At 66.0% G+C, this 15,597-nt stretch carries 11 protein-coding genes; 4 read left to right on the top strand and 7 right to left on the bottom strand.

Features of this window, described 5'->3' with window-relative positions:
* The first annotated feature begins 111 nt into the window (after positions 1 to 111).
* Positions 112 to 1,680, top strand: a complete 1,569-nt coding sequence (locus AC3WJB_RS10430; protein ID WP_492681289.1) for a M20/M25/M40 family metallo-hydrolase — start codon at positions 112 to 114, stop codon at positions 1,678 to 1,680.
* 6 nt (positions 1,681 to 1,686) lie between these two features.
* Here the strand turns inward: AC3WJB_RS10430 and AC3WJB_RS10425 are convergent, their stop codons facing one another.
* Complete coding sequence (locus tag AC3WJB_RS10425) at positions 1,687 to 2,271, bottom strand: hypothetical protein (protein WP_492681287.1); 585 nt, start codon at positions 2,269 to 2,271, stop codon at positions 1,687 to 1,689.
* Positions 2,272 to 2,507: 236 nt separating this feature from the next.
* Here AC3WJB_RS10425 and AC3WJB_RS10420 point away from each other — a divergent pair, with 236 nt between their 5' ends.
* Complete coding sequence (locus AC3WJB_RS10420) at positions 2,508 to 4,535, top strand: M1 family metallopeptidase (protein WP_492681285.1); 2,028 nt, start codon at positions 2,508 to 2,510, stop codon at positions 4,533 to 4,535.
* Between the two features lie 67 nt (positions 4,536 to 4,602).
* Here the strand turns inward: AC3WJB_RS10420 and AC3WJB_RS10415 are convergent, their stop codons facing one another.
* The 4 genes from AC3WJB_RS10415 to AC3WJB_RS10400 form a co-directional block, all read right to left on the bottom strand.
* Entirely contained in the window at positions 4,603 to 5,457 is an 855-nt protein-coding gene (locus AC3WJB_RS10415) for a PA4780 family RIO1-like protein kinase (protein ID WP_492681283.1), read from the bottom strand.
* Positions 5,458 to 5,599: 142 nt separating this feature from the next.
* Positions 5,600 to 6,025: a DoxX family protein gene (locus AC3WJB_RS10410; protein WP_492681281.1), complete on the bottom strand. Its 426-nt coding sequence runs from the start codon at positions 6,023 to 6,025 to the stop codon at positions 5,600 to 5,602.
* A gap of 103 nt (positions 6,026 to 6,128) precedes the next feature.
* On the bottom strand, positions 6,129 to 8,030 hold the full coding sequence (locus AC3WJB_RS10405) for a DUF2207 domain-containing protein (RefSeq protein ID WP_492681279.1): 1,902 nt from the start codon (positions 8,028 to 8,030) through the stop codon (positions 6,129 to 6,131).
* Positions 8,027 to 8,584, bottom strand: coding sequence for a LemA family protein (locus tag AC3WJB_RS10400; protein ID WP_492681277.1), 558 nt, complete (start codon positions 8,582 to 8,584; stop codon positions 8,027 to 8,029). The genes AC3WJB_RS10405 and AC3WJB_RS10400 overlap by 4 nt, the downstream gene beginning before the upstream one ends.
* 249 nt (positions 8,585 to 8,833) lie before the next feature.
* On the opposite strand from AC3WJB_RS10400, the gene AC3WJB_RS10395 reads away from it, so the two are divergent.
* On the top strand, positions 8,834 to 11,170 hold the full coding sequence (locus AC3WJB_RS10395; protein WP_492681275.1) for a beta-L-arabinofuranosidase domain-containing protein: 2,337 nt from the start codon (positions 8,834 to 8,836) through the stop codon (positions 11,168 to 11,170).
* A 56-nt stretch (positions 11,171 to 11,226) separates the two neighbouring features.
* Here the strand turns inward: AC3WJB_RS10395 and AC3WJB_RS10390 are convergent, their stop codons facing one another.
* Positions 11,227 to 11,703: a GNAT family N-acetyltransferase gene (locus AC3WJB_RS10390; RefSeq protein ID WP_492681273.1), complete on the bottom strand. Its 477-nt coding sequence runs from the start codon at positions 11,701 to 11,703 to the stop codon at positions 11,227 to 11,229.
* Positions 11,704 to 11,891: 188 nt separating this feature from the next.
* Positions 11,892 to 13,040: a baeRF3 domain-containing protein gene (locus tag AC3WJB_RS10385; RefSeq protein ID WP_492681271.1), complete on the bottom strand. Its 1,149-nt coding sequence runs from the start codon at positions 13,038 to 13,040 to the stop codon at positions 11,892 to 11,894.
* A gap of 591 nt (positions 13,041 to 13,631) precedes the next feature.
* Between AC3WJB_RS10385 and AC3WJB_RS10380 the strand changes: the two genes are divergently transcribed.
* The gene (locus tag AC3WJB_RS10380) at positions 13,632 to 15,587 is read left to right on the top strand and encodes a M61 family metallopeptidase (protein ID WP_492681269.1); all 1,956 of its coding nucleotides are present in this window, start codon (positions 13,632 to 13,634) and stop codon (positions 15,585 to 15,587) included.
* Positions 15,588 to 15,597: the final 10 nt, after the last annotated feature.

Genomic DNA, 15,597 nt, shown 5'->3' with positions numbered 1-15,597 from the left:
CGCGGCGACGGCTGGTATCCTGCGTGGCGGGCGTGCCCTCGCCCAGGTTCCCCTTCCGCCTGCCGTTTCTACGCGCGACGGTCTCTTCGTCACCCTGCAGGATGCCAAGCCGTGTCCCGAATCATCGCTTTGCTCGCCGTCATTGCGCTCTCTGTCCCGTGTGCCACCTGGGCCCAGGCCAGCAAGGGAGTCGCCACCAGTGCCGCGTTGCGCGCCAGCACGCAGCAGTACGTGGCTACGCACGAACCGGCGATCCTGCGCGAGTTCACCGACCTGCTCGCGTTGCCGAACGTCGCCGCGGACCATACCAACATCCGGCGCAATGCCGACCTGCTGGTTGCCTCGCTGAAAAAGCGCGGGGTCGACGCACGGCTGCTGGAATTCGAAGGCGCACCGCCAACCGTCTACGGTGAACTCAAGGTGCCTGGTGCCAAGCGCACGGTCATCTTCTACGCGCACTACGATGGCCAGCCGGTGATTGCCGCGCAATGGACAACCCCGCCCTGGACGCCGACCCTGCGCGACGCGCCGCTGGAAGATGGCGGCAAGCCGATCGCGCTGCCGACCGCAGGCGCCGCTGCACTTGGCCCGAACACCCGTATCTATGCGCGCTCGGCCGGCGACGACAAGGGCACGATCATGGCCATGCTGGCCGCGCTGGATGCGCTGCATGCGGCCAGGCGCGAGCCGTCGGTCAATCTCAAGTTCTTCTTCGAGGGCGAGGAGGAAGCCGGCTCGCCGCACATCCTCGGCATCCTGCAGAAATACAAGGGCCTGCTCGCCGCCGACATGCTGCTGCTGGGCGATGGTCCGGTCTACCAGAACGGCGAGCAGCAGCTCCTGTTTGGCGTGCGCGGCGACGCCGACATGGAGCTCACCGTGTTTGGCGCCACGCGCGCACTGCACAGCGGGCACTACGGCAACTGGGCGCCAAACGCAGGCGTGTTGCTGGCCAACCTGATCGCCAGCATGCGCGACGATAACGGGCACATCAAGATCGATGGCTATTACGCCGACGTGGCGCCGGTCACCGCCGCCGAGCAGGCGGCAATCAAGGCGATGCCGCCGATCGACGCGGAACTGCGCACGGCACTCGGGCTCGCGCGTACCGAGGCGAATGACGCGCCGCTCGAGGAGCGCCTGATGCTGCCTGCCCTCAACCTGCGCGGCTTCGATTTTGGCGCCGTGGGCGAACATGCGCGCAACGTCATCCCCACCGAGGCCAAGGCCTCGTTTGATTTCCGCCTGGTGCCAAACCAGACGCCAGCGCATCTGCGCGAGCTGGTCACCAGGCACATCGAAAGCCAGGGCTATTTCGTCACCCCCGGCCCGGTGACCAGGGAGATGCGCCTGGCGCATGCGCGCGTCGCCCAGGTCGTCTGGGGCGATGGCGCCTACCCCGCGGACCGCGTCAGCATGACCTCACCGGCTGCGCGCGCCTTGATCGCGGCAACCAGCGACGATGCCGGCAAGCCGCCCATCCTGGTGCCGACCTCGGGCGGCAGCTCGCCAAACTATGCGTTCACGCAGACGCTGCGCGTGCCGGTGATCAATGTGCCGATCGCGAACTACGACGACAACCAGCACGCCGCGGACGAAAATCTGCGCCTGCAGAACCTGCGCAACGGCATCGAGCTCTACACGCAGATCTTCGCGCACCTCGGCACCACCGGTTGGTAGCCCACGTCAGCCGCCGTATTGCCTGGGAATTGGCAGCTCGGCGCTGGCTGCCTGCCAGTAGATGTTCACCACCCACCAGCGCTGCCCGTCGAACAGCAGCTGGAAGCTGTTGATGCCGCGCTGGAACGGCTTGGCGTCAGTGGCGGCGTGGCGCGATTCGTAGGTGCTGAACACCTGGGCAATGGCGCCGAAGCGCTCCACCGTGCGGTGTGTTTCGCGCTCGAAGAAGCCCTCGCCTTCGAGCGCGGGGGTGGCGCGCTGGATGTAATCGTCCACGCTCAGCATCGAGGTCTTGGTGATACCGCTGGTGTCAGCACGCGTGGGGATCAGCCGCGCGCCCGGCACGAACAACGAGCGCATCCGATCCCAATCCCGCTTCTGGCCTTTCGGGCCGGAGATCACGTCGTAGACGGCAGCCATGATTGCGTCCATCGAGTCGACGTCCGCCGGACGCGCCGCCGGAGTGGCGGATTGCGCCGCACCGGCCGCGCCCGGTGCCGCAGCGGCCTGGGCGGCAGCCGGCTGAAACGCAGCGCAGCCCAGGGCGAGTGTCCCGGCCAGCACCAGGGTGTGCAAGGCAGTGTGGTTCATGGATGGCTCCCCGTTGGCAAGTGAGGCAGGGTGGGAATGGCGTCGCCGTTGTACCGAAAAGCCAATGCGCTGTCCACGCTCAGTGCCGGGGTGGCGCCCGGCTTCAGCAAGGCCTGGATGCGCGCGTCCCCTGCCATCGGTCATTGTGACCGCCTGCCGGGGACGTGGTAGCGTGTGACCAAGTCGCGCATGGGGTGCGCGGCCATCGTTCCGCCGCCAAGGCACCGGGAGCACCGATGAATCACGCTGGTTTGTGCACGCTCGTTTTCGTTTCCGTTACGCTCGCGGCGTGTTCGGCGCCCCAGGCGCCAACCGCCACCTCCACGGCTGCTCCGGCGAAGGCCACCTCGTCACACTTCAACGCCCTGGCCTTGTTCGCGCCGTTCGCGCACCAGTACCCGGTCAACCGCTACCGCTCTGGCGATGGCCGTCCGGGCCCCGACTATTGGCAGAACCGCGCCGACTACAGCATCCAGGCCACGCTCGATCCCGAGTCGAAGGTGCTGACCGGCAGCGAAGTCATCACCTACACCAACAACAGTCCGCAAGCGCTGGGCTACGTCTGGCTGCAGCTCGACCAGAACATCTACCGGGCCGGTTCGCGCGGCAGCTTCGCCTTCCCGGGTACACCGGACGCCAGCCGCCAGACCGACGGCGACGTCATCACCGCGGTGCAGGTCGAGGCTGGCGGCAGCACGGCCACGGCCAGGCACACGATCAGCGATACGCGCATGCGCGTGGACCTGCCCAAGCCCGTGGCTGGCAACGGCGGCACGGTCAAACTGCACATCGACTGGCATTACACCATGCCCGAATCCGGTGGCCGCACCAACTGGTACACGACCAAGGACGGTGACGTGTTCGAGATTGCGCAGTGGTATCCGCGCATGGCCGTCTACGACGATTTGCGCGGCTGGGATACCCTGCCCTACGTCGGCAGCGAGTTCTACCTGGAATACGGCGATTTCGATTACGCGATCACCGTGCCGGCCAACATGATCGTGGCCGGCTCGGGCGAGCTGGTGAATCCAGCCGACGTGCTCACCCCGACCGAGCAGCAGCGCTTGGCGCAGGCACGCACAAGCGATGCGACCGTGGTGATCCGCACCCCGGAGGATGTCGCCAATCCGGCCAGCCGTCCGAGTCAAGGCACGCGGACCTGGCGCTTCAGGATGCATGACAGCCGCGACGTGGCATTCGGTGCCTCGGCCGCCTACGTCTGGGATGCCGCACGCATCAATCTTCCCGATGGCAATCACGCGATGGCGCAGTCGGTGTACCCGACCAAGAGCATCGTGGATGGTGGCTGGCAGCATTCCACGCAGCACATCAAGTACACGGTGGAGTTCTTCTCCAAGTACACCGGCCTCGTCTATCCATGGCCAAACGCAATTGCCGAGGCCGGTAATGCCGGTGGCATGGAATATCCGGGCATCGTATTCGATTCGTGGAAATCGACCGGCAAGGACCTGTTCATGCTGACCGTGCACGAGATTGGGCACGACTGGTACCCGATGATCGTCGGCTCGAACGAGCGCCGAGCCGCATGGATGGACGAGGGCTTCAATACCTTTGTCGACGCGCTCGCCCAGGCGGACTGGGGCAAGGCGCACAACGGCGAGTTTGCGCCCAAGCAGGACGGTGAATACGCGCCGCTGACGGGCGATCCGGCCAAAGACATCGTCACCCAGGTGTTCGACGACCCGAATGCACCGACGATCCTTGCCGCACCGGATGTGGCACCCGGCAAATACCGGCACCCGATCAGCTACTTCAAGGCCGCCTACGGCCTGACGCTGCTGCGCGAGGCGATCCTCGGGCCCGAGCGCTTCGATGCCGCATTCTCCCAGTACACGCACGACTGGGCGTTCAAGCATCCCTCGCCGTCCGATTTCTTCCGCGCCATGGACAGCGCCGCGGGCGAGGATCTCTCCTGGTTCTGGCGCGGCTGGTTTGCGCACAACTGGAAGCTCGACCTGGCGGTCACCGGCGTGAAGTATGTCGACAACGACCCGGCCAAGGGCGCACAGGTCATGGTGGCCAATCTCGAGCGCATGGCGATGCCGTCCATGCTAAAGGTGGCGTTTGATGACGGCAGCACCACCGACGTGCGGGTGCCGGTCGAGGCCTGGATGCGCAACATCGAGCTTGCGGTGCCCGTGCCCGGCGGCAAACGCATCAAGCGCGCGACGATTGATCCGGACGGCTTGCTGCCCGACGTCAATCGGGCCAACAACGCCTACCCGGCTGCGAGCAAGCAATAACGGGCTCAACGGGTTGCACTTGGCCGGAGATCCAAGTGCACCCGGCACGCCAGGTATAAAGGAACGCTCAGGCGCCCGCCGCTGCCTCGCGGCCTTGCTGGCGGATAATGGCCTCTTCGCGCGCATCGATGATCGACTGCATTACGCTGTCGATGTCCACCTCGCCTTCGTCGAAGGCGAAGTGGCCGGTCAGTTCGCTGTCCGGCCGCAAGTCGCCCTGCTCGAACAATGCCCACATCTCCTCGGCGTAATGCGTGTCGAGCAGTTCCGGCGCGAAGCGCGACAGGCAGATCGTGATGTTGCCCACGTCCCGCCGCAACATGGTGCGCGCCGCATTGTTGCCCGCGGCGCTGACCACCTGCGGCAGATCGATGATGACCGGACCGTCGGCCGCCACCAGCACGTTGTATGCGGACAGGTCACCGTGGATCAACCCCACGCACAACATGCGCGCGACCTGGCCGACCAGGAAGCGATGGTATTCGCGCGCCGTCTGCGCCGACAGCACCACCTCGCCCAGCCGTGGTGCCGCGCAGCCGTCGGCATCGGTGACCAGCTCCATCACCAGCACGCCACCGAAATAGCCAAACGGTCGTGGCACCCGCACACCGGCGCCCGCCAGCTGATACAGCGCATCCACCTCGGCACTTTTCCAGGCGGCCTCGGCTTCCTTGCGCCCGAACTTGCTGGCCTTGCCCATGGCGCGCGCCTGCCGGCTGCCGCGTACCTTGCGCCCTTCCTGGTATTGGACGCGCTGCTGGAAGCTGCGCTGCGCCATGTTCTTGTAGACCTTGGCACAACGCACCTCGGTGCCCGAGCGCACAACGTAAACCGACGCCTCCTTGCCACTTTTCAGCGGGCGCAGGACCTCGTTGATCACACCATCGTCAATCAACGCCTGCAGGCCGGCGGGAGGATTCATGCGTGGCAAAGCTCGCTAACGGATAGGACAGTCACGCATTATGACTTACCGGCTACCGCCAGCCGAAGGCGTGTACCCCCGCTGGGGTACCCCAGCTCGCCGGCATCCGAGGGATCCGGGCCGGCGCCCACTGGCGCGGCGCTCAACCGCGGCTTTGCCCGAGCGATGGCCGGGTCCGCTTTTGCCTCAGCGCATCCAGGCTCCAGGGGCCGCCGCCTGCCGCGGCCAGATACAGGAACGCAAAGCAATACACCACGGCCAATTCCCCGCGGTTGACGAGCGGGAAAAAGCCGCCGGGGGCATGGGCGATGAAATAGGCAAACGCCATCATGCCGGAAAGGATGAATGCGATCGGACGGGTAAACAGTCCCAACAAGAGCAAGCCGCCGCCAAACGCTTCAAGCACGGCCGCCAGGCCATGCAGCGAAAACAATTCAACCGGGCCCATGGCAGTCGGGTATTGGAACAACTTTGCCGTGCCGTGCGCCATGAACAGGAACGCGATGACGATGCGCAACAGGCTCAATAAATGTGGTCTGGATGAATCAGGCAGTTGCTTGAGGCTCATGCGGGTCTCCGGTCTGCGTGGTCGAACAGGTGGCCGAGGTGGGTGCGACAGTGGAGCAGCGCACGCGCAAGCGGGCAGCCTCTGGCCACACATTAAGCGTAGCTTACCAACCGCCGCCGCCACCGCCTCCCCCGCCACCGCCCGACGACCCACCGCGACCCGAGCTGGAACCTGGTGCGGTCGAGGACGCGGCAATCGCATTGGACATGCCCGAGCCGAGGCTGCTGGCAAAGCTCTTGAAGCCCGCGGCATTGAACGAGTCGACAGGACCACCGTGGTACCAGCTCGGGGCGGCAGCCTGCATTTGCGCCGGGCTCAGCGCCTGGGCAAAACGGTCGGCCCACGCGTTGCCGACATCCAACGCCAGCGCGTATGGCAAGTAGGCGGCAAACAACTCTGGTTTGGACTCGGGCCGGTAGCGGGAATCCAGCTCCTGCTTTTCGGCCACGCCGAGGTACCAGCGAAAGCCTTGGATGCCGTCAAGCAGGCGCGCGCCATCCCGGGTCGGCGCCTTCATCCAGTGGTAGAACGCGATGTTGGTGCCGATCAGCACGACGAACACCGGCAGCATCGCGTACCCCACGATGCGGCCGAACATCACCAGGCCAGCGATTTCGCCGGCTACGAACGGCAGTGCGAACAGCCAAATGCCAAGGCTTTTGAGGATGCCGCGCCAGCCGCTGCCGCGGCTCACTGTGACCGCGATACCGAGCAGGACAAACACCGCCAGACTCCAGAACGACAGCCACACCAGCATGCCCCAAGCTTCCGGCGAGCCACCGCGCACGGCCACAAACAAGGTCACCAGGCTGATCGCAAGCCCCGGCAACAACTTGCCGCGGTTGGTCAGGAAATACTTTTTCTCGTAGTCGAGCGCCAGCGCCGCCTTGTGCGCGCTGCGTGCCGCGCCCATCACGGTGTGGCTGGTGTCCTTGAGCACGACGCGGCCACCGGCGGCAAACAGCGTCGCTAGCAGGCGACTGGCGTCCCGCGGCAATGGCACGTTCGCGACTTCCGTGGAACGCACCAGCGTATACGTGCCTTCCACGTCCTGCTCTATGGACAGTCGCCCGCGTGCCGCCAGGTCCAAGACGCCCGCGGTAAAGCAGAGGTTGTCGTAGCCCATGTCGCGCACGTAGCGCAAGGCGGCGGCCGAGTCCCCGTCCGGTGGATCATAGCGTGCCACCAGGGGCTGGCTCGCCGGGTCGCGGCCAAACCGGGTCCAGGCCCAGCCGTAATACAGCCACAAGACCAGCAGTCCAAGCAGTCCCACGAGCGCGCTGCGGTTGTCGTGCAGCAGCCAGGCAAACCTCTGGGCACGGCCCGGCTCGGCAATGATGCGTTTGGGGAATTCCAATACCACGCTCAGGTTTTCATGCGGACCCAGCGGATGGGTCGTGGTGTAGCGCGCCCCGTCAGTGAGCAGCTGGACGGCCAAATCCTGCGCCCGCGAACCTGCCGCGCCGGTATAGCCATACGCGCGCAATGCTGCGGCTGGCACATTCGCCGGCAAGTGCAGCGTCGCGCTGGCCTCGCCAATCGGGAAGTCCCAGCCCGCGCCGGTGACATTCCAGTACAGCTCGTCGTGGTCGGCAAAGAAGCCGAGCTGGCGCGTGGTGCGGTAGCGGATCACGTAATGATGCTGGCCGGGGCTCACGTCCTGGCTGCCATCGCCAAGATAGATGCGCACGCCGTTGTCGCGGCGTTCGCTGCGCCACGCCACGGGCGCAGCATCGAGGCTGGCGTCCAGCACCGTGAAGTCGACGCGGTAGCGGTTGTGCTGGGCGTCACGGTAATCCGTGGGGAAATCGCGGTAGATGCCGTGCCGGATTGCGTCCCCCTCGGCCACCACCACGATGTTCTCGGCGACCGTCATGCTGCCGTCGGCGGCAACCTGAACGTCGCTGTGGTAATCGAGGATGCGCTCGGCGGCACGGAGCGATGGCGCGGGCAGCGCAAGGCCGGCCAGCAGAAACCAGGCCAGTACGGACCGGGCGCGTGTCATGTGTCCGGTCCGCGGTCGAGCTGCACCGAAGCGGCGGCGCGTGCGTCATCTTCAGCGGCAAAAAAGTCCGCATCCCGAAATCCCGTGGCGTGTGCTGCAAGCAGGTCGGGAAAGCGCTGGATGTCGGTGTTGTATTCGCGCACCGAGCCGTTGTAGAAGCGCCGCGCGTGGGCCAGCGCACCCTCCACTTCCACCAATTGGCTCGACAGTTGGCTGAAATTGGCACTGGCCTTGAGCTCGGGATAGGCCTCGGCCAGCGCGATCAGGCAGGCGAGATCGGCCGCCAAGGCGGTTTCCTGGTCGCCACGGGCGGCAATCGATTGCGCACTCCGCGCCTGGCTGCGCTCGCTCGCCACGCGTTCGAGCAGCCCCGACTCGTGTTGCGCGTAGCCGCGCACCGCTTCGACCAGCAGGGGTACCAGGTCATGCCGTCGTTGCAGCTGTACGTCGACGTCGCTCCACGCCACACGCACCTGGTTGCGTGCCCGCACCAGGCGGTTGAAGACCCAGATGACATAGCCGGCCAAAACCAGCAGCCCCAGTATTGGGATCATGCCCGCCCCCCGTCATGGCTGTCCACCCCTGACGCACCGCCAGCACGCTCGTCCCGGCATCGTCGCACAAAACCATCCACACGATAGCGTGGGAATCCGCTGGCGACCGTAGGGAGTCCCTTGTGGGCGGGCCATACGTTTTGGCGCCGCTGGATAGTAGGTCCTGTAACGGCGCAGCGCGTGCATCCTGGCGGGGCATCGATGGTACCGTAAGGCGCTTACCCAGGGCTTCCCGAGTGGGGTGTGGCCATGAGTTCCACAGACATGGGGCGGCGCACGTTCCTCAAGTCGGTTCCGGCGGTCGCCGCGGGCCTGGCGACCTTGTCGACATCGGCAAGAAGCGCGCTGGCCGTGTCCAGCCCACCCATTGCCGACGCGAGCTTTCCCTTCGGGCATGACTACCCGATGCGCCCCTTGCCGTTCTGGAAGGTGACGCTGAAAGACAACTTCTGGGCGCCCAAAGTGACGCGCAACGCCGAAGTCACGGTGCCGTTCGAGATCGGCAAGCTCGGTGTCGTCGGCGATGGGCTCGAAGGCGGCGTGCTGGAGGCGGCCATCTATATCGCCAAATCACGGCCCGATCTGCATATGCGCGATTACATCGAGCGCTGCCTGCAGCCAATGCTGGCCGCGCCGACCGCCGGCAGCGAAAATCGGCAATTCGAGCTTGGCGCGGCGCTCTGGTTCACCCATGGCGATCGCCGGCTGATCGACAAGTGCCTGCCCCAGGCCGCCGCGCTGAAACGCGAATTCCGCGAGCAGGATCCACCCTACCCTGGCGGCGAGCGACCGTCGATGAGCTGCGCGTTCCTCTATCGCGTGACGCGCGACCCGCGCCACCTTGCGCTCGCCAAGCATTACCTCGATATCCGCGGGCGCGCCGATGCGCCGGGGCGCAGCCGGCACACGCAGAGCTGGCTGCCCGTCCTCGAGCAGCGCGAGGCAGCCGGCCATGCCGTGAACGATGCCACGCTGATGCTGTCGCTGCTCGACGTCGGCGTCTACACCGGCGACCGGCGCTATTTCGACGCCGCCCATGCAATCTGGACCGACGCGGTCGCCAACAAGGTCTATGTCACCGGCGGCATAGGGCAGACCGGCAACGAGGGCTTTGGCCGCCCGCATGTGCTGCCTAACCTCTCGGCCTATGCCGAAACCTGCGCCACGGCGATGTTCCAGAACCTCAACCAGCGCTGGTTCATGGCGACGGGCGACGCGCGCTACATCGACCTGCTCGAGCGCGGCATGTACAACAACCTGCTGAGCGGCGTGTCCCATTCGGGCGACCACTTCTTCTACGTCAACCGCCTGGCCAGCGCCGGCGACGGGCGCGACGAACGTTGGCAACACGCGTCGCTGGAATGCTGCCCGCCGAACCTGGTGCGCTTTCTCGCCTCGATGCCGGGGATGATCTACGCGCAGGACCAGGCCGGCGCGATCCACGTCAATCTTTATGTATCGAGCGAAGCCAGCTTCGCCGTGAGCGGGGGCACGCTCCGGTTGGCGGTGGACAGCCAGATGCCGTGGCGTGGCCGGACACGGATCAAGATTGGCGCGGCCGCGCCGCTGCAGGCGGCGCTGCGTTTGCGTATCCCCGGCTGGGCGCGCGACGAACCGGCGCCGGGCAGCCTGTATCGCTATAGGGACCGCGCGGCCCCGGTGACCATCAACGTGAACGGGGCGCCGCTGGCGGCGCAGCCAGATCGGCTGGGCTATGTGGCCATCGAGCGTATCTGGCACGACGGTGACGCCGTGGTCATCGACCTGCCGGTGGCGCCGCGCCGCCTCGTCGCCGACGCGCGCGTGCACGAGACGGCGCGGCGCGCGGCCATCTCGCTCGGCCCCATCGTCTATGCCGCGGAATGGCCCGAGGCGCCGGGCCGCAAGGCGCTGGATCTGGTGGTGGCGCCTGACGCGCCGCTGACCCCGCGCTTCGATGCTGGCTTCATGGGTGGCGCGATGCTGATCGACACCGTGGCGCACCACGCCGCCGATCCAGCCGGCAAGACCGCCAAGCTCACGTTGATTCCCTACCATCTCTGGGCAAACCGCGGTGCAGGCGAGATGAGTACCTGGCTGCTGATGACGGATTACGAAGTCGGCGACGTGGGGCCGGCCGGCGGTCTGATCTTCCACAAGAACCCCAACGCCGCACGCGACGGCTGGCGCTACCTGGAGGCCATGCCCTTCGACCAGAGCCAGAGCGCGAAGTGGGGCTGCTTTCGCCACGACGTCGCGGGCGCCAGGGGCACGGCCATCGGCACCGGCAAGCACAATACCAGCGAGATGCTGGCAAGCTGCGACGAGCCGGGCAGCGCCGCCCGCCTGTGCGCCACGCTCAGCTTCAACGGCGTGAGCGACTGGTTCCTGCCTTCGCGCGATGAACTGACGGCGATGTATCGGGCGCTGAAGGCCACCGGCGTCGGCGACTTCCGTGACGGCGGCATGGTCGACAACTGCGAATACTGGACGTCCTCGCAGATGGACACGGACATGGCCACCCACATCGACTTCGCCGACGCCGGCCGCGTCCACGGCGACGACAAGGACTTCCCGCGCCGCGTCCGCGCCATCCGTGCGTTCTGACAGGGAGAGCGGAGCTTGGCCGTGTCCGCGCCATGGGCTTTCCTCCAGCCGCCGTCCTATGGACCAGCCACCGCGTGCGCCGACGGCTCCCGGCACATGAACCAGTTCGCTACGCCGAGCACTGGTTCGCGGCGGGCGACGACGAAGCCAAGGGTTTCGTAGAACGCCACGTTGGTGGCGAGATCGGTCTCCAGCCACGCGACCGTCCCCAGCGCATCAGGGTGTCGTAAACACTGCGACATCAACGCACGGGCGATGCCTTGTCGGCGCCACGGCGGCAATACGCCAAGCGGGCCGATATGCACATGCGGTGCGACCGGGTCGTTGCGCCTCCAGGCCATGAGCCAGCGCAGGATGCGCCACACGCTTGCCGGCGAATTGGCGCGCATGATCGACGCGAGCAAAGGCACCGTTGCCATCCTTGAAGGTCGGCAGCGGTGCGGCGACAGCCTACCCAACACGCCGACCAGCCCACCTTGCGTCCATGCCCCCAGCACTTCGCCGTTATCACTCACATGGGCCAGCAACGGCACAAGGAATCGTTGCAGGCGTTGTTGGCGCCGCAACGGCTCCGTGCCAAACGCCCTTGCATGCAATGGGTTGTCGCGCATGGCAACCGCCAGCAGGCTCGACGCCGAACCAAGCTCTCGCGGCAAGAGCGGCCTGATCGCGACATCGTGCCTCGCGTCGGAGGTCGAAGGCTGCGTGCGCTGCACCGCCATCAGTAGCGGTAGATCGCCGCCAAGCCAGTATGCGTCGGCATGCGCTCGGCGGGCACGACGACCACTTCACCGCCACTGGCCAGTACCCGCTCGCCGAGGTCGTCCAACACGTCGTCCATATCCGGAGCGTCCAGATCGCCAAATGTGATGGCGCCGCTATCGGCATCCATGCGCCCGGCGACATGGCGCTCCGCCTCCAGCAGCAAGGTGTCGACGCGGCCGGCAACCGCAGCCTTGGCCGCTTCGGCAAGCTCGTCGGTCGCCTGGTCGCGAGGGACCGCGACGTGGAAGCGATCGACCAGGCCGGCAAGGCGCTGCAGGTAGTGCGGCAACAATTGCTCCCAGGCCCTGACGCGCAGCGCGTCAGGGGTCAGATCGTCCGGATGGACGTCGAGAGCTGTGTCCAGCAGATGCGGATTGCGGCTGACCTCGCGGAACAGGTGGTGATGTTCCGGGACGGCCGCCAGCAACAGCGGCAACCCGGTGGGCCGGGAGTGATGTTCGAGCACGGCGCGGTCGACGGCGCGGAAGAAGTGTTCGGTATCCGCGCGGATGGCATCCTGCTTGACATCGCTGGCGCCGTGGCGACCCATCGTCTGCGGCTTGACTGGTCCATGCGTGCGTGTGGCGCGCTCGCGCTCGGCGTCACGATCCAGAACGTCGGTGAGCGTGCGCGGCACCTCGGGCGCCAGTTCAATCTCGTCGATGAGATCGCGATTGCCCTCGAACAGGCGCGCCTCATGACGATTGATGCCCAGCACCTGGTAGCGGTCCGCGGACTGCATCATGCGCAGCAACGGCTTGGTGTGGAAACTGTCCGCCACCACCGCCAGCTCAGTCACCGGCCGCTGCAGTCGATATGCGCGAAAAAAATCCGCTGCCACCAGTACCGCCAGGCCGTCCAGGGTGTGGTTCCAGAACTTGCTGTCGCCGGCCAGCGCATGGAGGGGCGCCAGCAGCGCATCAATGACGCGTTGCGGATACTTTTTCTGCAGTGACTGGTTCAGTTGCTTGACCAGGTTACCGAAGCGGATCGGATCCTGGAGGTTCTCGGGGTGCTGACGATGCGTTGGCTGGTACAGCGTCAGGCACGGTGCCGCGCGGGCGGCCAGGATCACATCCGGATAGTCATTGGCGAGCAGGTCCATCGGCAAGGCTCCTCAGTGGCGGGATCCCTGACTCCATACATCTTGGCGGTTCATGCCGGTTTCAAGCGGGGGTTGGGCTTTTTGAACCGCTACGCGAGGCGGTGCACTCGTCGTTCGCTTCCTGATCGATCGCGTCGTCGTCTGCGACGAACCGCCGCAATTTTTTTCATCGACACTAGCGTCTGCTTTCCAAGGGAGAGCCGCTGCCACTCAAACACCAACGGCCGAGGTCCCGACGGGCGTGACCCCAGGGGGCCGTGAGTGCCTGTCAGGTTCCCAGAAATTGCGTGAAAAACGTGCATCGGCCCCCGCCAGCGCATTGATCCGCGTGCTGCCTACCTGCTCCGTTGACGTTGCGTCCGGGCAATCGCCTGCGGAGGCGGCCTGCGGATCGAACCGGATCGGGTCGAGCCGCAACCCAATCCCCGTAGCAGCGAAGGTCACCGCCGAAACAACAGGCCGGGGTTCATCCTTTCGTGCGGGATCTGGCAGAGCGCGGTGCGGCCCAATTGGGGGTAACCGCGGCACGTGGCGCTTTTCAAGGGCGGGCATTAACCTGCACGCCTTGTCGCTACGCTGCCGGGGCCAGACATGTCGCTATCCTGCTCGCGCCTTTCGACGCTGGCCTCGTGCCATGCGCTGGCCGGCTTGCTTGCCATCGCCGCGCTGGCGTTCGGCTCCGGCAGCGCGCTGGCAGACGCTGCCGACGCGCATATCCCGCCGCCGCAGGACCTGCCCTACCCCGGCACGATCCAGCTCCACGTGGATGCGACCAATACCGCGCAGGGCATCTTCAAGGTGCACGAGGTCATCCCCGTCAAGCCCGGGAAGCTCACCTTGTTCTACCCGAAATGGATCCCGGGCACGCATGCGACCACCGACTCCATCGACATGCTGGCCGGGCTGACCATCAGCGCCAACGACACGCGCCTGCCTTGGACGCGCAACCAGTTCGACGTGTATGCGTTCCAGATGAATGTGCCGGCCGGCGTGTCGGCCATCGACGTGGACTTCCAGTCACTGTCCGGTCCGGGCGGCTCCCCGTTCGTCACCATGACGGACAAGATGCTGCAGCTCGAGTGGAGCATGCTGTCGCTGTATCCGGCCGGGTATGGCACGCGCGGCATCGACGTGGCGGCGAGCGCCACGCTGCCCGCCGGCTGGCAGTTCGGCACCGCGCTCGACACGCAAGCGCAATCGGGCGGCGCGGTGACGTTCAAGCCGACCACGTACAACACGCTGGTGGACTCGCCCGTCTATGCCGGGAGGTACTTCAAGCGGATCGACCTCGATCCCGGTGCCAAGGTGCCGGTCCACATGGACCTGGTCGCCGACACGCCGGAATACCTCGCGGTCACGCCCGACGTGGTGCAGCTCCAACGCAACATCGTCACCCAGGCCTACCGCTTGTTCGGGGCGCACCACTACGCGCACTACGACTGGCTGATGGCGTTGTCCACCGAGCTGGAGCCCGAGGCGCACGAGGACCACCAGTCGGTCGGCGGCAATTGGCCCGCGGATTACTTCAGCCACTGGGACGCCAATGTCCCGAACCGCGACATCGTCGCGCACGAGTACATCCATTCCTGGGACGGCAAGTTCCGCCGACCCGCGGATTTGTGGCAGCCCAACTTCAACCTGCCCGAGGGTGGCTCCCTGCTATGGCTGTACGAGGGCCAGACCCAGTACTGGGGCTTTGTCGTCACCGCGCGCGCCGGCGTCTGGACGCCCGAACAATTCCGCGGCGCCCTTGCCATGGTCGTGGCCAACTACGACCGCAACCGGCCGGGCATGGCATGGCGCACGCTCGAAGACACTACCAAGGATGCCGTCATCGCGCGCCGCCGGCTGCTGCCCTACCGCAGCTGGCAGATGAGCGAAGACTATTACAGCGGCGGGCAACTCATATGGCTCGCGGCCGATGCCAAGATCCGCGAACTCACGCACGACAAGAAATCGCTGGATACCTTCGCCAAGGCGTTCTACGGGATGGACAACGGCAGCTATGTCACCAGGACCTACACCCTGGACGACATCGTCGACACGCTAAACCACGTCGTGAAGTACGACTGGCGCGCGTTCCTGGACCGCAACGTGTACGCAACCGCGCCGCCGCTGGCGACCGAAATCGAGGCGGCGGGCTGGAAACTCGTCTACACGGGTACCGAAAACGAATACGAACGGGCCTACGACGCCAGTCCGCAGTCGCCGCGACACATCTACAACTTCGCGTGGTCGATCGGTCTCACCATGAACCGGGACGGCACGATCAACGACGTGCGCTGGAACGGCCCGGCGTTCAAGGCCGGCATCGGCAGCGGCGGGCAGCTCATGGCGGTGAATGGCCACGCGTACACCGAGCAGGCACTCAAGGACGCGATCACCGCGGCCAAAGGCGGCACCGCGCCGATCGAACTGCGGATACGCCGATTCGGTACCGACCATGATTTTGTCGTCGACTATCACGGCGGCCTGCAATATCCGCACCTCGTACGGATTCCGGGCACGCCGGACTATCTGGGCGAAATCATCGCCGCGCGGAAATAGCTGCGGGAAC

This window comes from Rhodanobacter sp. FW510-R10 (assembly GCF_058781105.1).
This window is presented reverse-complemented; position numbering and strand designations above follow the sequence as displayed.

Bases quoted from the DNA above. Each gene is read 5' to 3' on its own strand.
- AC3WJB_RS10400 (WP_492681277.1), bottom strand. From the start codon at position 8,584: ATGATCCCAATACTGGGGCTGCTGGTTTTGGCCGGCTATGTCATCTGG.
- AC3WJB_RS10395 (WP_492681275.1), top strand. From the start codon at position 8,834: ATGAGTTCCACAGACATGGGGCGGCGCACGTTCCTCAAGTCGGTTCCG.
- AC3WJB_RS10415 (WP_492681283.1), bottom strand. From the start codon at position 5,457: ATGAATCCTCCCGCCGGCCTGCAGGCGTTGATTGACGATGGTGTGATC.
- AC3WJB_RS10420 (WP_492681285.1), top strand. From the start codon at position 2,508: ATGAATCACGCTGGTTTGTGCACGCTCGTTTTCGTTTCCGTTACGCTC.
- AC3WJB_RS10405 (WP_492681279.1), bottom strand. From the start codon at position 8,030: ATGACACGCGCCCGGTCCGTACTGGCCTGGTTTCTGCTGGCCGGCCTT.
- AC3WJB_RS10380 (WP_492681269.1), top strand. From the start codon at position 13,632: ATGTCGCTATCCTGCTCGCGCCTTTCGACGCTGGCCTCGTGCCATGCG.
- AC3WJB_RS10425 (WP_492681287.1), bottom strand. From the start codon at position 2,271: ATGAACCACACTGCCTTGCACACCCTGGTGCTGGCCGGGACACTCGCC.
- AC3WJB_RS10410 (WP_492681281.1), bottom strand. From the start codon at position 6,025: ATGAGCCTCAAGCAACTGCCTGATTCATCCAGACCACATTTATTGAGC.
- AC3WJB_RS10385 (WP_492681271.1), bottom strand. From the start codon at position 13,040: ATGGACCTGCTCGCCAATGACTATCCGGATGTGATCCTGGCCGCCCGC.